We start from the raw sequence: 18,281 nt of genomic DNA, 5'->3' as shown, positions 1-18,281 counted from the left end.
CGGCACGCGGCGCATGGCCCGCGCGTTCATGACCGTCGGCGCCTGGACCCTGCTGAGCCGCGTGCTCGGCTTCGGCCGCGACATCCTGATCGCGCTGTTTCTCGGCGCGGGCCCGGCGGCGGATGCGTTTCTCGTGGCCTTCGCCCTGCCCAACATGTTCCGCCGCTTCTTCGCCGAGGGCGCGTTCAACGTGGCGTTCGTGCCGATGTTCTCGAAACGGATCGAGCGCCGCGACGACGCCGAGGCCTTCGCCCGCGACGCGCTGACCGGGCTGGGCGCGGCGGTGCTGGCGCTGGTTCTGCTGGCGCAGCTGTTCATGCCCGCGTTCGTGCTGGCGATGGCCTCGGGGTTCGCCGCGGACGAGCGGCTCGACCTTGCCGTCGGCATGGGCCGGATCGTGTTCCCGTACATCCTGTTCATCTCGCTGGCGGCGCTGGCCAGCGGCGTGCTCAACGCGATGGGGCGGTTCTGGGCCGCCGCCGCCGCGCCGGTGCTGCTGAACATCGTGCTGATCGCGGCGATGGGCGGTGCGGCGCTGCTGGGCGGCGACGTGCTGCAGGCGCTGGTGTGGGGCGTTCCACTGGCCGGCGTGGCGCAATTGGCGCTGGTCTGGCAGGCCGCGCGGCGCGCCGGCATCACCCTGCTGCCGCGCCGGCCGCGGATGACGCCCGAGTTGCGGCGGCTGGCGCTGATCGCCGCCCCCGCCGCGCTGGCGGGCGGCGTGGTCCAGGTCAACCTGCTGGTCGGGCGCCAGGTCGCCTCGTACACCGAGGGTGCGGTGGCGTGGCTCAGCTATGCCGACCGGCTGTACCAGCTGCCGCTTGGCGTGGTCGGCATCGCCATCGGCGTGGTGCTGCTGCCGGACCTGTCGCGCCGGCTGGCCGCGGACGACCGCGCCGGCAGCATCGCCACGATCAACCGCGCGACCGAGTTCACCCTGGCGCTGACGCTGCCCGCGGCGGCGGCGCTGGTGGTGATCCCCGGCCCGCTGGTCTCGGTGCTGTTCGAGCGCGGCGCCTTCGGGCCGCAGGACAGTGCCGCCACCGCCGCGGCGCTGGCGATCTACGGCCTCGGCCTGCCCGCCTTCGTGCTGCAGAAGGTGGTGCAGCCGGTGTACTTCGCCCGCGAGGACACCCGGACGCCGTTCCGCTTTGCGCTGGTCGCGATGGCGGTGAACGCGGCGCTGGCGGTCGGGCTGGCCCCGGTGATCGGCTATCTGGCGGCGCCGGTGGCGACCACCACGGCGGGCTGGGTGATGTTCGCGTTGCTGTTGCGCGGCGCGCGGCGCATCGATGGCGGGATCGAGCCGGACGCCCGGCTGCGCCGCTCGGCGCTGGGGATGCTGGCGGCCTCGGGCGCGATGGCGCTGGCGGTCGGGGCGATGGCGTGGGCCCTGGCCCCGGCGCTGGACGCGGGCGGCCTGCGCTACCTGGCGCTGGCCGGGATGGTGCTGGCCGGGGCGGTGGTCTATGCCGGCGTGGTGCACGGCACCGGCGCGTTCACGGCCCGCGACATGCGCGACATGATGCGGCGCGGCTGAGCCGCCGCCCGGCCGGCCGGATCGGCCCTCAGCGCCCGCGCAGCTTCTGCCGTAGCCGCGCGATCCCGCCGGGCGCGGCCGGGGCGGCCAGCACGAAGCCGGTGACGAAGCCCGCGATCTCGGCGAAGAAGCTGTACCACGCGCCTTCCAGCACCACGAACAGCAGCTGGATGCCGACCAGCACGCCAATCAGCTGGAACGCGGCATAGGGGTTGCGGCCCATCCGGTCGGCCATCGTCCACAGGCACCAGGTGTACATGCCGATCAGCCCGTAGGCCGCCGGATAGGCGCCGTAAAGCGGCGCGCCGGTATCGTTGGTCACCGCGAATGCGATCGCCCCGGCGATCAGGCAGGCCGCCAGCACCAGCACCAGCGCCACCGGGCGGAACACGCGCGCGGTGAAGTTCCCCAGCGCCAGCAGCAGCACGCAGGCGAACAGCGTGTGCACGAAGCTGGCGTGGACCAGCGGATAGGTGACGAAGCGCCAGGCGCCGTCGACCGGCAGGCGGCCGGCGGTGACCAGCTGGTCCCAGACCGACGGGTAGAACCCGAAGGTCTGCAGCGCCTGCACCCGCCACTGGATCGCGGCGGCGCCGCCGGCCAGGCCGCGTTCGCCCAGCTGAAAGGCGATCTCGAAAAGCGCGATCAGGGCCACCAGGCCCAGCACCACCGGCGGGATCGGGTTCACCGGCGAGGCGTTGTGGTTCGGATCGTACATCGGGCGCTCCTGTTGACGCGGGCCGGTTGACGTGGATGGGGCGGGCGGCGATAAGCGCGGCGGTTTAATCACAATCCCGGAACGATTTCCATGCGCGAGGCCACCTCGGACGCGGCGTCCACGCCAACCCACAAGCGGCGGGTGTTCTCCGGCGTCCAGCCCACCGGCAAGCTGACCCTGGGCAACTACCTGGGCGCGGTGAAGCGCTTCGTCGATTTCCAGCGCGACGATTGCGAGACGATCTACTGCATGGTCGACCAGCACGCGATCACCGCCGGCTGGCCGGGGCGGGCGGAACTGGCCGAGGCGACGCGCGCGGTGGCCGCCGCCTACATCGCTTGCGGCCTGGACCCGGACCGGTCGATCCTGTTCAACCAGAGCCAGGTGCCGGCGCACGCGCAGCTGGCCTGGGTGTTCAACTGCGTCGCCCGCATCGGCTGGGCGAACCGGATGACGCAGTTCAAGGACAAGGCCGGCAAGAACACCGAGAACGCCAGCGTCGGGCTGTACACCTACCCGGCGCTGATGGCGGCCGACATCCTGACCTATCACGCCACCCACGTGCCTGTGGGCGAGGACCAGAAGCAGCACCTGGAATTCGCCCGCGACACTGCGGCGAAGTTCAACAACGACTACGGCGTGGAGGGTTTCTTCCCGCTGCCCGAGCCGATGATCGAGGGCGCGGCGACGCGGATCATGAGCCTGCGCGACGGCACCAGGAAGATGTCCAAGTCCGATCCGTCTGACATGAGCCGGATCAACCTGACCGACGACGCCGACACCATCGCCAGGAAGTTCCGCAAGGCCAGGACCGACCCCGAGCCGCTGCCCGACAGCCTGAAGGGCCTCGACGACCGGCCCGAGGCGCGCAACCTGGTCAACATCTACGCCGCGCTGGCCGAGACCTCGGCCGAGGCGGTGATCTCGGAGTACGCAGGCGCGCAGTTCGGCGCCTTCAAGCCGGCGCTGGCCGATCTGGCGGTGGCGAAGCTGTCGCCGATCAGCGCGAAGATGGACGAATTGCTGCAGGACAAGGCCGAGCTGGACCGGATCCTTGGCCGCGGCGCGCAGCGCGCCGCCGAGATCGCCGAGCCGATCGTCGCGCGCACCTACGACATCATCGGCTTCATCCGGAGCCGGTGAGCCCATGCGGCGACAGGCAGCACGGCTGATCCTGGCGCTGCTGTTCGTCGCGTCGCTGGCCGCGTCGGGCGCCGCGGTGCACCGGGTGCTGACGCTGCCGGCCGGCACCGCACTGGTCGAGCGCGGCCTCGATGGCGCCGGGGCGCAGCTGGACCGGCTGTGGGCGCGCAGCGCGACGCCCGAGGCGCTGACCGCCCGCCTGCAGGCGCGGCTGGCCGAGGCGCCCCGCAACTGGGTCGCGATCGACGCGATGATGACCGCCGCGCGCGACGAGGGCATCGCGCTCCCCTCCGAGATCCGCGCCGCCGTGGCGCAGGCCGACCGCGCCGACCGCGGCCGGTGGGCCAGCGCCCGGACCTGCGTGCGCTGCGCCGCCGATGCCGCCGCCTGTCCGCTGTCGCAGGCCATGCTCTGCCGGCTCGCCGTCGATCTGACCGTCGCCGGCGACCTGCGGGACCTCGTGCGCGAGGCCGGCAACTACGCGCGCGGCGAGGAGGTCGACCAGATCGACCTGGCGCTGTCCACCGCGGGTCTGGGGGCGGCCGCGCTGGTGGTGGTCAGCGGCGGCAGCTCGGCCGCCGTCAAGCTGGGCGCGGGGCTGGCGAAGACGGCGAAGCAGGTCGGCGCGCTTTCGGCGCCGCTGCTGGCGATGGTCCGCGCCGATGCCGCCCGGCTGGTCGACTGGCGGGTGATCGGCGCGCTGTCGTACCGCGATGCGGACCGACTCGTCGAGGTGCTGAAAGGTGCGCTCCGCGCCGCGCCAGCGCGGCGGCTGGGGGCGCTCACCGGCGATCTGGGGGCAATCCGGGCCAGCGTCGGCACCGTCGCGGCGCTGCACCTGGTGTCGAGCGTCGAGACCGCCGCCGACGCGCGCCGCCTGGCGCGGGCGGCCGAGGCGCGGCCGCATCGGGTCGTCGCCACGCTCGAGCTGGCGGGCAAGAGCCGCCTGACCCGGGCGGTGCTGCGCTGGTCGGACGAGGTGCGGGACCTGGTGCTTCTGGCGGCGGGTCTTGCGGTCTCGGCGGCGCTGTCGGCGCTGGGGCTGGGGCTGGGCTGGCTGCGGCGGCTGCTGCGCCCGTACCTGCGGCGCGCCGCCCGCGGATGACTTGCAGCGGCTGCACGGATCGGGAATGATCCGCAGATCAATACCGGAGGTGGCCCCTTGCGCAAATTCCTGGTGGTGCTCGACGACACGCCCGAGTGCCTGAACGCCATGCGCTTCGCCGCCATCCGGGCGGCCAAGACCGGTGGCGGCGTGGAACTTCTGGGGATCATCGCCCCCGAGGAGTTCCAGCACTGGATCGGCGTCGGAGAGGTGATGCGCGCCGAGGCCCGCGAGAAGATCGAAGCCCACTTCGAGGTGTTCCGCGACCGCATGGAGAAGGTCGAGGGCATCACCCCCACGCTGGCGATCCGCGAGGGCGAGAAGGCCCGCGAGATCATCGAGCACATCAAGGAGAACCCCGAGATCGGCGTCCTGGTGCTGGGCGCCGGCACCAAGGGCGACGGCCCGGGCCCGCTGGTGACCGAGCTGGCCGGCCGCCGCGTCAGCGAGATGCCAGTGCCGGTGACGGTGGTGCCGGGAACGATGAGCAAGGAGGAAATCATCGCGGTATCGTGACATCCGGACGCCCGCAGTTTAGAAGCATTCCAGTATGCTTGACTTAAATAGTCGGGAGGCCCAGATTGAGCCCCTGAGACAGTGGAGACCGGACGATGTTCATCCAGACCGAATCGACGCCGAACCCGGCGACGCTGAAATTCCTGCCGGGGGAAGCCGTGCTGCCCACCGGAACCGCGGACTTCCCGTCGGCCGACGCCGCCGCAAGCTCGCCCCTGGCCAACCGCATCTTCGGCGTGGACGGGGTGACCGGGGTGTTCTTCGGCCCGGATTTCGTCACCGTGACCAAGGCCGAGACCGTCGACTGGTCGCACATCAAGCCGGCGATCCTGGGCGCGATCATGGAGCACTACCAGTCCGGACTGCCGGTGATCCAGGGTCAGGAAGGCGCCGTCGGCCATGCCGAGCACGACGGCCCGGACGCCGAGATCGTCAGCCAGATCAAGGAACTGCTGGATACCCGCGTGCGGCCCGCCGTGGCCCAGGACGGTGGCGACATCACCTTCCACGGCTTCGAGCGCGGCATCGTCTACCTGCACATGCAGGGCGCCTGCGCCGGCTGCCCGTCCTCGACCATGACGCTGAAGATGGGGATCGAGAACCTGCTGCGGCACTACATTCCGGAAGTGACCGAAGTCCGACCGGTCGCCGCCTGATCCGGCCATGAAGATCCTCGCGCTCGACACGGCAGGCCCCCATTGTTCGGTGGCCGTGACCGAATGGCGCGAGGTTCTCACCTCGCTCACCGAGCGCATGGACCGGGGCCAGGCCGAGCGGCTGGTGCCGATGGCGCAGACCGCGCTGGAACTGGCAGGGGTCGGCTGGCGCGACCTGGATGCCATCGCCGTCGGCGTGGGGCCGGGCAATTTCACCGGAATCCGCATCGCCGTCGCCGCCGCGCGCGGGCTGGCGCTGGCGCTGGACATCCGCGCCATCGGCGTCAGCACCTTCGACGCGCTTGCGCTGGACTGCATCGGCCCGGTTCTGGTCAGCCTCGACGCGCGGCGCGGCCGGTACTACCTGCGCGGCTACGGCGAGGCGGATCTCAGCCCGCGGATCGCCGATCCGCACGAGTTGCGCGCGCTGCCGCTGCCGCCGGGGACCGTGGTGCTGGGGCACCACGCGGCCCGGATCGCCGCGGATCTGGAGCTGACCGCCGGCCCCGAGACCAGCACCCCCGATCCCGAAGCCTTCGCCTTCGCGGCGCATCTGATCGAGGGCGGCGAGGCGCCGGCGCCACTGTATCTGCGGGCCGCCGACGCGGCGCTTCCGTCCGAGCCGCCGCCGCCCATCCTCGATGACGCCTGAGGCGCTGGCAGCGCTGCACGCGAGCGCCTTTTCCGGACCGCCGCGGCCGTGGACCGCCGAGGAATTCGCCGGCCTGCTGGCCGATCCCGGCGTGCTGCTGCTGACCGCGGGCGCGGACGCCTTCCTGCTGGCGCGCATCGCCGGCCCCGAGGCCGAGGTGCTGACCCTGTGCACCGCGCCGTCCGCCCGCCGCCGCGGGCTGGCGCGGCGCCTGCTGGACCGGCTGGACGCCGTCCTCGCGCGCCGCGGCGTCGAGGAACTGTACCTCGAGGTGGCCGAGACCAACGCGCCGGCGCGCGCGCTTTACGCTGCGGCCGGCTTCACCGCGCGGGGGCATCGCAAGGACTACTACTCCGACCGCGGCGCGCACCGGATCCACGCCCTGGTGCTGGGAAAACCGGTGCCGCGCCGCGCCAGGCTGCCGTAACGTCGCCGCCGGAAAAGTCATTGACCGTCCGATACCTCTAAGCCTTACTGTCGCAAGATTTCCGACCGCCGGTGCGGTCCGGCAGCATGCGGGAACAGCGTGCGGGCGCAACCGGTGGCAATGGCCAACCGTGGAGGTACCCTGATGAAAATCGTAACCGCGCTTCTTGGCGCCGCGGTCGCATTCGCCGCGACGACCGCCGCCTTCGCCCAGGACTTCAAGCCTGCGGTGATCTTCGACCTGGGTGGCAAGTTCGACCGGTCGTTCAACCAGGCCTCCTTCGAGGGCGCGGAACGGTTCAAGGAAGAGTTCGGCGTCGACTACCGCGAGTTCGAGATCCAGTCCGACGCCCAGCGCGAGCAGGCGCTGCGCCGTTTCGCCCAGCAGGGCAACAACCCGATCGTGGTGGCGGGCTTCGCCCAGGCCAGCGCGATGGAAGCAGTGGCCGCCGAATTCCCCGACACCGACTTCACGATCATCGACGCGGTGATCGACCTGCCGAACGTGCGCTCGGTCGTGTTCAAGGAGCACGAGGGTTCGTACCTGGTGGGCATGCTGGCGGCGATGGCGTCCGAATCCGGCACCGTCGGCTTCGTCGGCGGCATGGACATCGGCCTGATCCGAAAGTTCGCCTGCGGCTATGTGCAGGGCGTGAAGGCGGTGAACCCGGACGCCACCGTGATCCAGAACATGACCGGCACCACCGGCGCGGCCTGGAACGACCCGGTGAAGGGCGGCGAGCTGGCGAGGAACCAGATCGACCAGGGCGCCGACGTCGTCTACCACGCGGCCGGCGGCACCGGCCGCGGCGTGCTGCAGGCGGCGGCGGACAACGGCGCGCTGGGCATCGGCGTCGATTCGAACCAGAACTACCTGCACCCGGGCGAGGTGCTGACCTCGATGCTCAAGCGGGTCGACGTTGCGGTCTACGACGCGTTCAAGGACGCGCAGGACGGCAACTTCTCGGCCGGGGTGCAGGTGCTGGGTCTGGCCGAGAACGGCGTCGGCTATGCCGTCGACGAGAACAACGAGGACCTGCTGACCGACGAGATGAAGACCGCGGTCGAGGATGCCAAGGCCAAGATCATCTCGGGCGAGATCGAGGTCCACGACTACACGACCGACGACAGCTGCCCGGTGTCCTGAGGACGATGAGCGTCGCTGAAAAGACCGCGGGGCAGCCGGAAACGGCTGCCCCATCCGCTCCGGCGATCGAGTTGATCGGCATCTCCAAGGCGTTCGGGCCGGTGCAGGCCAACAAGGACATCTCGATGCAGGTGGCGCGCGGCACGATCCACGGGATCGTGGGCGAGAACGGCGCCGGCAAGTCGACGCTGATGTCCATCCTCTACGGCTTCTACCGGGCCGACAAGGGCGAGATCCGCATCGGCGGCGTGCCCACGCAGATCCACAATTCCGACGATGCGATCAGGGCCGGCATCGGCATGGTGCACCAGCACTTCATGCTGGTGCAGAACTTCACCGTGCTGGAGAACGTCGTGCTCGGCGCCGAGGACGGCGCGCTTCTGAAACCCTCGCTGGCCAAGGCGCGCAAGCTGCTGACCGAGCTGGCCCATGAGTACGAGCTCGAGGTCGATCCCGACGCGGTGATCCACGATCTCGCCGTCGGCTTCCAGCAGCGGGTCGAGATCCTCAAGGCGCTCTATCGCCACGCCGACATCCTGATCCTGGACGAGCCGACCGGCGTGCTGACCCCGGCCGAGGCCGACCACCTGTTCCGCATCCTCGAAGGGCTGCGCCGCGAGGGCAAGACGATCATCCTGATCACCCACAAGCTGCGCGAGATCATGGCGATCACCGACACCGTCAGCGTGATGCGGCGCGGCGAGATGACCGCCACCGTCAAGACCGCCGACACCAGCCCGGCCGAACTGGCCGAGCTGATGGTCGGCCGCCAGGTGCTGCTGCGCGTCGACAAGAAGCCGGCGCAGGTCGGCCAGACGCTGATGCAGATCCGCGGCCTGCGCGTGACCGACCGCGACGGGATCGAACGGCTGAAGGGCATCGACCTGGACCTGCGCGCGGGCGAGATCCTGGGCGTCGCCGGCGTGGCCGGCAACGGCCAGTCGGCGCTGCTGGAGGTGCTGGGCGGGATCACCGCCGCCTCGGGCGGCAGCGTGACGCTGAACGGGCAGGCGCTGGACCTGACCGCGCATGCCGACGCCGGCGAGCGCCGCGAACAGGGCATCGCGCACGTGCCCGAGGACCGGCACCGGCTGGGCCTGATCATGTCGTTCTCCGAGTGGGAAAACTCCTGCTTCGGCTATCACGACCGGCCGCAATACCAGAAAAGCCGCCTGCTGATGGACCGGCGCGCCATGCGCGACGACGCCCGCGAGAAGATCGAGAAATACGACATCCGCCCGCCCAGTTGCGATCTGGCGGCGGCGAACTTCTCGGGCGGCAATCAGCAGAAGATCGTCATCGCCCGCGAGGTCGAGAGCGATCCGGACGTGCTGCTGGTCGGCCAGCCCACCCGCGGCGTCGACATCGGCGCCATCGAGTTCATCCACAACGAGATCGTGCACCTTCGCGACCAGGGCAAGGCGGTGCTGCTGGTCTCGGTCGAACTGGACGAGATCCTGGGCCTGTCGGACCGGATCGTGGTGATGTTCGACGGCAGGATCAGCGGCGAGCGGTTGCCCTCCGAGACCGATCAGAACGAGCTGGGGCTGCTGATGGCGGGCATCGACCCGAAGGAGGGCGCCGCATGAAGTCCATGCCGCGCTGGGTCGACCTGTTCCTGATCCCCGCGATCAACGTGTTTCTGGCATTCCTGGTCGCCGGCCTGGTGGTGATGTTCATCGGCGAGGACCCGCTGCATGCGATGCGGATCATGATCCAGGGGTCGCTGGGGTCGGACTACGGCATCGGCTACACGCTGTTCTACACCACCAGCTTCATCTTCACCGGGCTGTGCGTCGCGGTCGCCTTTCACGCCTCGATCTTCAACATCGGCGGCGAGGGGCAGGCCGGCGTCGCCGGCATCGGCGTCGCCATCGTGGCGCTGACGCTGGACCAGACGCACTGGCTGCTGGTGCTGCCGCTGGCGGTGCTGGGCGCGGGGCTGTTCGGCGCCGCCTGGGCGGCGGTGCCGGCCTATCTGAACGCCAAGCGCGGCAGCCACATCGTGATTACCACGATCATGTTCAACTATATCGCCGCCGCGCTGCTGATCTATGTGCTGAACACCTATCTGAAAGTACCCGGCTCGATGGCGCCGGAAAGCCGCCGCTTCGCCGGCGGCGCGCATATCCCCCGGCTGGACCAGATGGCGGAGTGGATCGGGCTGGAGCTGACCCGCACCCCCGCCAACATCAGCCTGTTCCTGGCGCTGCTGGCCTGCTTGCTGGTCTGGCTGCTGATCTGGCGCACCCGCTTCGGCTACGAGCTGCGCGCCTTCGGCTTTTCCGAGCCGGCGGCGGTCTACGCCGGCATGGCGCCGTTCCGGATCATCATGATCACCATGCTGATCTCGGGCGCGCTGGCGGGGATGATGGCGATCAACGTCGTGCTGGGCGAATTGCAGCGGCTGAATCTCGACAGCGTGCAGGGCGCCGGCTTCGTCGGCATCGCGGTGGCGCTGATGGGCCGCTCGCACCCGGTCGGGGTGATCCTGGCGGCGCTGCTGTTCGGCGTGCTCTACCAGGGCGGGGCGGAGCTGGCGTTCGAGATCCCGGCGATTCCCAGCCAGATGATCCTGACCATCCAGGCGCTGGTGATCCTGTTCACCGGCAGCCTCGAGAACATGGTCCGCTTCCCGATGGAGCGGCTGTTCCTGTTCCTGCGCCTGCGCAAGGAGGCCCGCTGATGGACCTGGCCGAGCTGTTCCAGCTGTTCGACAGCACCCTGCGCAACGCGACGCCGCTGCTGCTGGCCTGCCTCGCCGGGCTGTTCTCGGAACGCTCGGGGATCTTCGACATCGGCCTCGAGGGCAAGATGCTGGCCGCCGCCTTCGCCGCCGCCGCGGTCGCCGCCTGGGCCGCCGCGCCCTATGTCGCCGATCCGTTTCCGGGGCAGCTTTCCGGGCTCGGGCTGGGCTGGACCGCGGCGATCCTGGGGGTGCTGGCGGGCATCTTCGCCTCGATCCTGATGGCGCTGCTGCACGGCTTCGCCTCGATCACGCTCAGGGGCAACCAGCTGATCTCGGGGGTGGCGATCAACTTCCTCGCCGCCGGGGCCACGGTGCTGATCGGCGAGTCGCTGTTCTCGATGGGCGGGCAGACGCCGCAGCTGTCCGGCAACGCCCGGTTTTCCGGGCTGGATCTGCCGCTGGCCGAGACGCTGGGCGGCATTCCGATCCTCGGGCCGCTGTACCGCGACGTGATCTCGGGGCAGGTTATCCTGGTCTATGTCGCCCTTCTGGCGGTGCCGCTGACCGCCTGGGTGCTGTTCAACACCCGCTTCGGGCTGCGCCTGCGCGCGGTGGGCGAGAACCCCGGAGCGGTCGATACCGCAGGCGTCTCGGTCGTGCGGATGCGGTACTCGGCGGTGCTGATCGCGGGCATCCTCTGCGGCATCGCGGGGGCGTATCTGTCGATGGGCACCTCGGCCGCCGGGTTCGTGAAGGACATGACCGCGGGCCGCGGCTTCATTGCGCTGGCGGCGCTGATCTTCGCCAAGTGGCGGCCGTATCCGGCGCTGGGCGCGTGCCTGCTGTTCGGCCTGCTCGAGGCGATCGGCTCGAAATACCAGAACGTCGACATCGGCCTGTTCGTGATCCCGGTCCAGTTCATGCAGGCGCTGCCCTACATCCTGACCGTGGTGATCCTGGCGGGCTTCATCGGCAAGGCGATCCCGCCCAAGGCCGGCGGCGTGCCCTATGTGAAGGAACGTTAGATGCGGGACCTGCTGGATACGATCACCGCCAAGGCGGGCAGCGCGCCGGTGCGTCTGGGCTTGATCCTGGGCTCGGGCCTCGGCGGGCTGGCCGACAGCGTGGACGGCGTGGCGATCGACTATGCCGATCTGCCCGGGTTCCCGCACGCCGGCGTTTCCGGGCACGCGCCCAGGCTGGTGATCGGCGATCTGGACGGGGTCCGCGTCGCGGTGTTCGGCGGCCGCGCGCACTACTACGAACAGGGCGATTCCACCGCGATGCGGCTGCCGCTGGAGGTGCTGAAGGCGCTTGGCGCCGAACAGCTGATCGCCACCAACGCCGCGGGCAGCCTGCGCGACGGCATGGGGCCGGGCGAGCTGATGATGCTGTCGGATCACATCAACTTCTCGGGGCTGAACCCGCTGATCGGCGAGGAAACCGACGCCCGGTTCGTCAACATGAGCGATGCCTATGACCGGCAGATGCGCATTGCCCTTGCCGAGGCCGCACGGCTGGCGGGCGTCACCCTGCACACCGGCGTCTATGCCTGGTACTCCGGCCCCAGCTTCGAGACCCCGGCCGAGATCCGCGCCCTGCGCGTGCTCGGCAGCGACGCCGTCGGCATGTCGACGGTTCCCGAGGTCATCATCGCCCGATTCCTGGGTCTGCGCGTGGCGGCGATCAGCAACATCACCAACATGGCCGCCGGCATGTCGACCGAAGTGCTGAGCCACGAGCACACCAAGAAGATGGCCCCGGTCGGCGCCGCCAAGCTGGAGCAGGTGCTGCGCGCCTACCTCAAGCGGATCTAGCGCCTGGTCGCGGCGAGCAGCCACTCGAGGTTGCCGTCGCTGCCGGGCACCGGGCTTTCCGTGCTGCCCAGCAGCTCCCATCCCTGCGCCTCGACCCAGGCGGAGACGTCGGCCAGCGCCTTGCGGCGCAGCGCCGCGTCCTTGACGATGCCGCCCTTGCCGATGTCCTGCGGGGTCAGCTCGAACTGCGGCTTGACCAGCGTCACCAGCGTCGCGCCCTGCCGCGCGGCGTCCAGCGCCGGGCCAAGCGCCTTGGTGGCCGAGATGAACGACACGTCGCTGACCACCCAGTCGGGATGGCCGAGCAACGCCGGGTCCATGTCGCGGGCGTTCACCCCCTCGCGCAGGTCGATCTTCGGGTGATCGCGCAGCTTCGGATGCAGCTGCCCCCGGCCGACGTCGATCGCCGTCACATGCACCGCGCCGCGCGCGATCAGCACCTCGGTGAAGCCCCCGGTCGAGGCGCCCACGTCCACCGCCCGCGCGCCCTGCGGCGACAGCATGAACCGGTCCAGCGCATGCACCAGCTTCAGCGCCGCGCGCGAGACCCAGGGGTTGGTCTCGCCGGTCACGGCGACCGCCTGCCGCCCGACCTTGACCGCGGCGCGCAGCACCGTCTGCCCGTCCACGCTCACCGCCCCGGCGCGGATCATCTCGGCGGCGCGGGCGCGGCTGTCGGCCAGCCCCAGCGCCACCAGCGCCTGGTCCAGACGGATCGGCGGGTCGAACGCCGCGCTCATTCGGCGGCCTCCAGGTTCAGGAAGCCTCCGGACTGCCGGTCCCAGAACCGCGCGTAAAGCCCGCCGCGCTTGAGCAGCTCGGAATGGGTGCCTTGCTCGACCACGCGGCCGTCGTCGATCACCAGAATGCGGTCCATCCGCGCGATGGTCGACAACCGGTGCGCGATGGCGATCACGGTCTTGTCCTGCATCACCTCCCACAGCGCCGACTGGATCTCGGCCTCGACCTCGCTGTCCAGCGCCGAGGTCGCCTCGTCCAGCAGCAGCACCGGCGCGTCCTTGAGGATCGCGCGGGCCAGCGCGATGCGCTGCCGCTGCCCGCCGGACAGCTTGACGCCGCGCTCGCCCAGATGCGCGTCGTAGCCCTGTCGCCCGTGGACGTCGCGCAGGGACTGGATGAAATCGTGCGCCTCGGCCCGGCGGGCGGCGTCGTGGATTTCGTCCTCGGTGGCGTCGGGCCGGCCATAGAGGATGTTCTCGCGCGCCGAGCGGTTGAACATCGCGGTTTCCTGCGTGACCATCGAGATCTGCGCCCGCAGGCTTTCCTGCCGAACCTCGGCCACGTCACGCCCGTCGACGGCGATCCGCCCGGCCTCGCGGTCGTACAGCCGCAGCAGCAGCGCCAGCGCGGTGGACTTGCCCGCGCCCGAGGCGCCGACCAGCGCCACCTTCTCGCCCGGTGCGACGCGAAAGCCGAGCCCGTTCAGCCCGCCGCTCTCGCGCCCGCGGCCGTAGTGGAAGCGCACGTCGTCGAACACGATCTCGCCCGCGACGCGCCCGATCGCGGGCGCGCCGGGCCGGTCGGTGACCTCCGGCGGCGGCGTCAGTGTCTTCATCCCGTCCTCGACCTCGCCGATGTGCGAGAAGATGCCCATCGCGGTGAAGCTGACCCAGCCGGTCATCTGCCCGATCCGCGACGAGATGATGCCGGCGGTGGCGATCTCGCCCGCCGTCGCCGCGCCGGCCTGCCACAGCATCAGCGCGCCGCCGATCATCAGCACCGGCAGCGCGCCGGCGATGACGTTCAGCGACACCCGGAACCGGGTCGACAGACGGCCGAAATCCAGCGCCGCGCCGCGGTAGCGCCCGATCGAAAGCCGGGCGGCGTCCTCCTCGCGCGCGGTGTGGGCGAACAGCTTGACGGTCTTCATGTTGGTCAGCGTGTCGACCAGCTGTCCGGTCACCGCCGCTCGCGCCCCGGCACGCGCCTTTGCGCGCTTGCGGATCCGCGGCAGGAAATAGATGATCAGCGCGCCATAGGCCGCCAGCCAGGCCAGCAGCGCCAGCGCCAGCCGCGCGTCCATGCCGCCGATCAGGAACGTCGCGCCGATCAGCGTGGCGCCGGCGAAAACCACCGTGTTGCAGATCTCGACCGCGGCATCGACCAGCGCGCGCGAGGTCTGCATCGCCTTCTGCGCCAGCCGCCCGGCAAAATCGTCGTCGAAATACTGGATGTGCTGGCCCAGCACATGTGCGTGCAGCCGCGACAGCACCAGCGCCGTGGCATTGGGCGCGATCGCCAGCGACGACATCGCCGCGTTCACCCCCAGGATCGCCGGGCGCAGCAGCAGGTAGAACGCCGCGATGGCCAGCAGCAGCGGCCATTGCGCGGCCAGATAGTCGCCGCCCTGGTGCGCCAGCGCGTCGTCGATCACCCAGCCGATCAGGAACGCCGAGGCGATCTCGGTCAGTCCCGACAGTCCGCCCAGCAGCGCGGTCAGCCCGATCCAGCGCCAGGCGCCGTGCAGCGCCCAGGCGACGAAGGCGCGCAGGCTGTCGCCGGGGGGCGGCCCCTTGGCGGCTTGGAACGGGGCGACGAGCTTTGAAAATTCGAACATGCGATGACTTTCCTGCCCCCGCGGGGCGCGGCGATGCGTGCTTCGGCCCGGTGGGCCCATTGGCTGGCGAGCGCATGCGCCACAACGGCGCACCGCCAGTATCTAGCGTGGCGGCGGCGGCGTCCACCGCCGCCCGCATCCGCCCTGCGGCGTGCGCCGCGGCAAGCCCTATTCGGCGGCCTCGGTGCCGAGAAAGCCGCCGGACTGCCGCGCCCACAGGCCCGCGTAAAGCCCGCCCTGCGCCAGCAGCGCGTCGTGGGCGCCGTCCTCGACCACGCGGCCCTGATCAAGCACCACGATCCGGTCCATGCGGGCGATGGTCGACAGCCGGTGTGCGATGGCGATCACCGTCTTGCCCTCCATCACCCCGTAGAGCGTGTCCTGGATCGCCGCCTCGACCTCGGAATCCAGCGCCGAGGTCGCCTCGTCCAGCACCAGGATCGGCGCGTCCTTCAGGATCACCCGGGCGATCGCGATCCGCTGCCGCTGGCCACCGGAAAGCTTCACGCCGCGCTCGCCGACATGGGCGTCGTAGCCGGTGCGCCCGCCGGAATCCGCCAGTTCGCGAATGAAGGCGTCGGCCTCGGCCCGGCGGGCGGCGGCAAGCATCTGCGCCTCGGTGGCGCCGGGATTGCCGTAGAGGATGTTCGCCCGCACCGAGCGGTGCAGCAGCGAGCTGTCCTGCGTCACCATGCCGATCTGCCGGCGCAGGCTGTCCTGGGTCACGTCGCGGATGCGCTGGCCGTCGATCAGGATCTCGCCCTGCTCGGGGTCGCCGAAGCGCAGCAGCAGGTTCACCAGGCTCGACTTGCCCGCGCCCGAGCGGCCGACCAGGCCCACGCGCTGGCCCGGCTCGAAGGTCAGGTCGATGCCGTCCAGCCCGCCGTGGCCCCGGCCGTAATGGTGGACGACGCCGCGGAACCGGATCCGGCCGTCGGTGACGCGCAGCGCCGGGGCGGCGGGCCGGTCGGTGACCGTGTGCGCATGGGCGATCGAGCGCAGCCCCTCGCGGATCACGCCGGAATGCTCGAACAGCCGGATCGTGACCCAGCTGATCCAGCCGCTCATGCCGTTCAGCCGGATGGTCAGCGCCGAGGCCGCGGCGACCTCGCCCACGGTGACGGTGCCGGCGGTCCACAGCCACAGCGCCGGGCCCAGCACGCCGATGATCAGCAGCCCGTTCAGCACCGTCAGGCTCAGCGACAGCTCGGTCATCAGCCGCAGGAAGCGCTGGAACCGCAGCCGGTGCCGGCGCATCGCCGACAGCACGTAGCGTTCCTCGCGGTTCTCGCCGGCGAACAGCTTGACGCTCTCGATGTTGGCGTAGGCGTCGACCACCCGGCCGGTGACCATCGAGCGCGCGTCCGAGGTCTTCTCCGACGCCGAGGCGACGCGCAGCGCGACCGAGCGGGTGTAGAGGATATAGAGCGCCAGCCAGATCACCAGCGGGATCGCCAGCCGGATGTCGGTCTCGCCCAGCACGATCAGCGCGCCCAGCACATAGGTGGCCGAGTACCAGACGCCCTCGAACGCCATGTAGGTCGAATCCTCGACCGCCGGGCCCATCTGCATGACCCGGTTGGTCAGCCGTCCGGCAAAGTCGTTCTGGAAGAAACCCGACGACTGCCCCAGCAGGTGCTTGTGCGCGCGCCAGCGCACCTGGTCCTGCATGTTCGACGCCAGCGTCTGGTCCAGCAGCAGGTGGTTGAGCGTGATCGCCAGCGGGCGCAGCAGCAGGATGAAGGCGGCGGCCAGCAGCAGCTCGACGCCGTGCGCCGACCAGAACTCGGCCGCGGGGGTGACGGACATCAGATCGATCACCCGGCCGGAATAGAAGATCAGCCCGGCCTCGATCAGCGCGACCACCACGCCGGTGACGGCCATCGCCGCCAGCCATTTGCGGAACGGTCCGTACTGCGATTTCAGATAGGCCCACAGCGTCGCGGGCGGGGTCCGCGCCGGAAACGGCTGGAACGGGTCGACAAGGTTTTCAAAGCGGCGGAACATGACGGACTCCTGACGGGCGGAGAGACGGCTTCAATGCTGTCTGGACAATGCGGGACTTGAGGAAAAAAGGGCGGCGAACGCGCCCCCACCGGAGCGGCTGGTCAGCTGCCTTTGCGAATCCGGTGAAATTCCATCAAGGACCCTCCGTCTTGAGTCGCACTGCAAATACACCAAATGCGGCATCCTGTCAGCCCGCAATCCGGTTGACACCCGGCGGCCGGCGGACTTGAGTTCCGCGCGATCGGGCGAGAAGGGGCGCGCACATGACCGGAACCGAGATCTTCGACGACCGCAAGACCCGCGCCTCGGCCTGGTTCACCGAGTTGCGCGACCGCATCTGCACCGCCTTCGAGGCGCTGGAGGACGCGCAGGACTGGGGTCCGCACAAGCACCTGCCGCCCGGCAGCTTCACCCGCAAGGAAACCCGCCGCGCCAGCGCCGGCGAGGCCGACGCCGGCGGCGGGGTGATGTCGGTGCTGCGCGACGGCCGGGTGTTCGAGAAGGTCGGCGTCAACATCTCGACCGTCTACGGCAACCTGGGCGAGCAGGCGCAGCGCAGCCTGACCGCGCGCAAGGAGATCCCCGGGCTCGAGGCGGACCCGCGGTTCTGGGCCAGCGGCATCAGCCTTGTCGCGCACATGCGCAGCCCCAAGACCCCCGCCGTCCACATGAACACGCGGATGTTCTGGACGCCGGGTGCGTGGTGGTTCGGCGGCGGCGCAGACCTCAACCCGATGGTCGAGGACGCCGACGACACCGCCCATTTCCACGCCGCGCTGAAGGCCGCCTGCGACCGACACGATCCCGGGTACTACCCGCGCTACAAGGCGTGGGCCGACGAGTACTTCATGATCAGGCACTGGAACGAGCCGCGCGGCGTCGGCGGCATCTTCTACGACGATCATTGCACCGGCGACTGGGAGGCCGACTTCGCTTTCACCCGCGACGTCGGCGCCGCGTTCCTGAAGGCGTTCCTGCCCGTCACCGAGCGGCACCTGAAGGAACCCTGGACCGAGGCCGACCGCGAGTGGCAGCTGGTCAAGCGCGGCCGCTACGCCGAGTTCAACCTGGTCTACGACCGCGGCACCCAGTTCGGCCTGCACACCGGCCACAACCCCGAGGCGGTGCTGATGAGCCTGCCGCCGGTCGCCAAGTGGCCCTGAGCCGGCGCTCGCCACAGGGTGTGGAACCGATGGCAGGGGCTTTCGGGCTCGACATCGGGCGCCCCATGTCGCGGCGCAGGTGCGGGTCCAGCTTCGCGATCCGGAGCCGCGTTCGCCGGGCGCG

17 protein-coding genes are annotated in these 18,281 nt (G+C 70.3%); 13 read left to right on the top strand and 4 right to left on the bottom strand.

Annotation, left to right across the window (positions count from 1 at the left end):
• Window positions 1-13 precede the first annotated feature (13 nt).
• Window positions 14-1,540 (top strand): murein biosynthesis integral membrane protein MurJ, encoded by a 1,527-nt coding sequence (murJ, locus tag GE300_RS08030; RefSeq protein WP_154446134.1) that lies wholly within the window; start codon window positions 14-16, stop codon window positions 1,538-1,540.
• A 28-nt stretch (window positions 1,541-1,568) separates the two neighbouring features.
• On the opposite strand, the gene GE300_RS08025 is transcribed toward murJ, so the two are convergent.
• The gene (locus GE300_RS08025) at window positions 1,569-2,258 is read right to left on the bottom strand and encodes a rhomboid family intramembrane serine protease (protein ID WP_154446028.1); all 690 of its coding nucleotides are present in this window, start codon (window positions 2,256-2,258) and stop codon (window positions 1,569-1,571) included.
• Window positions 2,259-2,348: 90 nt separating this feature from the next.
• Between GE300_RS08025 and trpS the strand changes: the two genes are divergently transcribed.
• The 11 genes from trpS (at window position 2,349) to GE300_RS07970 (ending at window position 12,409) form a co-directional block, all read left to right on the top strand.
• Entirely contained in the window at window positions 2,349-3,401 is a 1,053-nt protein-coding gene (trpS, locus tag GE300_RS08020; protein ID WP_154446027.1) for a tryptophan--tRNA ligase, read from the top strand.
• Window positions 3,402-3,405: 4 nt separating this feature from the next.
• The gene (locus GE300_RS08015; RefSeq protein ID WP_154446026.1) at window positions 3,406-4,506 is read left to right on the top strand and encodes a hypothetical protein; all 1,101 of its coding nucleotides are present in this window, start codon (window positions 3,406-3,408) and stop codon (window positions 4,504-4,506) included.
• A 57-nt stretch (window positions 4,507-4,563) separates the two neighbouring features.
• Window positions 4,564-5,022, top strand: a complete 459-nt coding sequence (locus tag GE300_RS08010) for a universal stress protein (protein WP_154446025.1) — start codon at window positions 4,564-4,566, stop codon at window positions 5,020-5,022.
• Window positions 5,023-5,117: 95 nt separating this feature from the next.
• Window positions 5,118-5,678, top strand: a complete 561-nt coding sequence (locus GE300_RS08005; RefSeq protein ID WP_154446024.1) for a NifU family protein — start codon at window positions 5,118-5,120, stop codon at window positions 5,676-5,678.
• Window positions 5,679-5,685: 7 nt separating this feature from the next.
• Complete coding sequence (tsaB, locus tag GE300_RS08000) at window positions 5,686-6,330, top strand: tRNA (adenosine(37)-N6)-threonylcarbamoyltransferase complex dimerization subunit type 1 TsaB (protein ID WP_154446023.1); 645 nt, start codon at window positions 5,686-5,688, stop codon at window positions 6,328-6,330.
• A complete protein-coding gene (locus tag GE300_RS07995) occupies window positions 6,320-6,757 on the top strand; it encodes a GNAT family N-acetyltransferase (RefSeq protein ID WP_154446022.1) in 438 nt (145 codons plus the stop codon). The genes tsaB and GE300_RS07995 overlap by 11 nt, the downstream gene beginning before the upstream one ends.
• A gap of 144 nt (window positions 6,758-6,901) precedes the next feature.
• Window positions 6,902-7,903, top strand: a complete 1,002-nt coding sequence (locus GE300_RS07990; protein WP_154446021.1) for a BMP family lipoprotein — start codon at window positions 6,902-6,904, stop codon at window positions 7,901-7,903.
• A gap of 5 nt (window positions 7,904-7,908) precedes the next feature.
• Complete coding sequence (locus GE300_RS07985) at window positions 7,909-9,492, top strand: ABC transporter ATP-binding protein (protein WP_154446020.1); 1,584 nt, start codon at window positions 7,909-7,911, stop codon at window positions 9,490-9,492.
• Complete coding sequence (locus GE300_RS07980) at window positions 9,489-10,589, top strand: ABC transporter permease (protein ID WP_154446019.1); 1,101 nt, start codon at window positions 9,489-9,491, stop codon at window positions 10,587-10,589. Before GE300_RS07985 ends, GE300_RS07980 begins: the two co-directional genes overlap by 4 nt.
• Entirely contained in the window at window positions 10,589-11,617 is a 1,029-nt protein-coding gene (locus GE300_RS07975) for an ABC transporter permease (RefSeq protein WP_154446018.1), read from the top strand. Before GE300_RS07980 ends, GE300_RS07975 begins: the two co-directional genes overlap by 1 nt.
• Window positions 11,618-12,409 carry a purine-nucleoside phosphorylase gene (locus GE300_RS07970; RefSeq protein WP_154446017.1) on the top strand — a complete coding sequence of 264 codons (792 nt, stop codon included), beginning with the start codon at window positions 11,618-11,620 and terminating at the stop codon, window positions 12,407-12,409.
• Here GE300_RS07970 and GE300_RS07965 read toward each other — a convergent pair.
• The 3 genes from GE300_RS07965 to GE300_RS07955 form a co-directional block, all read right to left on the bottom strand.
• Window positions 12,406-13,149 carry a TlyA family RNA methyltransferase gene (locus GE300_RS07965; RefSeq protein ID WP_154446016.1) on the bottom strand — a complete coding sequence of 248 codons (744 nt, stop codon included), beginning with the start codon at window positions 13,147-13,149 and terminating at the stop codon, window positions 12,406-12,408. The genes GE300_RS07970 and GE300_RS07965 overlap by 4 nt on opposite strands.
• On the bottom strand, window positions 13,146-14,987 hold the full coding sequence (locus GE300_RS07960; protein ID WP_154446015.1) for an ABC transporter ATP-binding protein: 1,842 nt from the start codon (window positions 14,985-14,987) through the stop codon (window positions 13,146-13,148). Before GE300_RS07960 ends, GE300_RS07965 begins: the two co-directional genes overlap by 4 nt.
• A gap of 168 nt (window positions 14,988-15,155) precedes the next feature.
• Window positions 15,156-16,994 carry an ABC transporter ATP-binding protein gene (locus GE300_RS07955; protein ID WP_154446014.1) on the bottom strand — a complete coding sequence of 613 codons (1,839 nt, stop codon included), beginning with the start codon at window positions 16,992-16,994 and terminating at the stop codon, window positions 15,156-15,158.
• Between the two features lie 263 nt (window positions 16,995-17,257).
• Here GE300_RS07955 and hemF point away from each other — a divergent pair, with 263 nt between their 5' ends.
• Window positions 17,258-18,157 carry an oxygen-dependent coproporphyrinogen oxidase gene (gene hemF / locus GE300_RS07950; protein WP_154446013.1) on the top strand — a complete coding sequence of 300 codons (900 nt, stop codon included), beginning with the start codon at window positions 17,258-17,260 and terminating at the stop codon, window positions 18,155-18,157.
• Window positions 18,158-18,281 lie beyond the last annotated feature (124 nt).

The sequence above is a fragment of the Halovulum marinum genome (assembly GCF_009697225.1).
GTDB lineage: Bacteria > Pseudomonadota > Alphaproteobacteria > Rhodobacterales > Rhodobacteraceae > Halovulum > Halovulum marinum.
Note: the sequence above shows the minus strand (reverse complement) of the source record. Positions and strands in the feature narration are given on the sequence as shown.

Excerpts from the sequence above, each read along its gene's own strand:
- GE300_RS07975 (WP_154446018.1), top strand. The coding sequence starts at position 10,589 with ATGGACCTGGCCGAGCTGTTCCAGCTGTTCGACAGCACCCTGCGCAAC.
- GE300_RS07995 (WP_154446022.1), top strand. The coding sequence starts at position 6,320 with ATGACGCCTGAGGCGCTGGCAGCGCTGCACGCGAGCGCCTTTTCCGGA.
- GE300_RS07985 (WP_154446020.1), top strand. The coding sequence starts at position 7,909 with ATGAGCGTCGCTGAAAAGACCGCGGGGCAGCCGGAAACGGCTGCCCCA.
- GE300_RS08025 (WP_154446028.1), bottom strand. The coding sequence starts at position 2,258 with ATGTACGATCCGAACCACAACGCCTCGCCGGTGAACCCGATCCCGCCG.
- GE300_RS07970 (WP_154446017.1), top strand. The coding sequence starts at position 11,618 with ATGCGGGACCTGCTGGATACGATCACCGCCAAGGCGGGCAGCGCGCCG.
- GE300_RS07960 (WP_154446015.1), bottom strand. The coding sequence starts at position 14,987 with ATGTTCGAATTTTCAAAGCTCGTCGCCCCGTTCCAAGCCGCCAAGGGG.
- murJ (WP_154446134.1), top strand. The coding sequence starts at position 14 with ATGGCCCGCGCGTTCATGACCGTCGGCGCCTGGACCCTGCTGAGCCGC.
- GE300_RS07980 (WP_154446019.1), top strand. The coding sequence starts at position 9,489 with ATGAAGTCCATGCCGCGCTGGGTCGACCTGTTCCTGATCCCCGCGATC.
- tsaB (WP_154446023.1), top strand. The coding sequence starts at position 5,686 with ATGAAGATCCTCGCGCTCGACACGGCAGGCCCCCATTGTTCGGTGGCC.
- GE300_RS07990 (WP_154446021.1), top strand. The coding sequence starts at position 6,902 with ATGAAAATCGTAACCGCGCTTCTTGGCGCCGCGGTCGCATTCGCCGCG.
- trpS (WP_154446027.1), top strand. The coding sequence starts at position 2,349 with ATGCGCGAGGCCACCTCGGACGCGGCGTCCACGCCAACCCACAAGCGG.
- GE300_RS08015 (WP_154446026.1), top strand. The coding sequence starts at position 3,406 with ATGCGGCGACAGGCAGCACGGCTGATCCTGGCGCTGCTGTTCGTCGCG.
- GE300_RS07965 (WP_154446016.1), bottom strand. The coding sequence starts at position 13,149 with ATGAGCGCGGCGTTCGACCCGCCGATCCGTCTGGACCAGGCGCTGGTG.
- GE300_RS08005 (WP_154446024.1), top strand. The coding sequence starts at position 5,118 with ATGTTCATCCAGACCGAATCGACGCCGAACCCGGCGACGCTGAAATTC.
- GE300_RS07955 (WP_154446014.1), bottom strand. The coding sequence starts at position 16,994 with ATGTTCCGCCGCTTTGAAAACCTTGTCGACCCGTTCCAGCCGTTTCCG.
- hemF (WP_154446013.1), top strand. The coding sequence starts at position 17,258 with ATGACCGGAACCGAGATCTTCGACGACCGCAAGACCCGCGCCTCGGCC.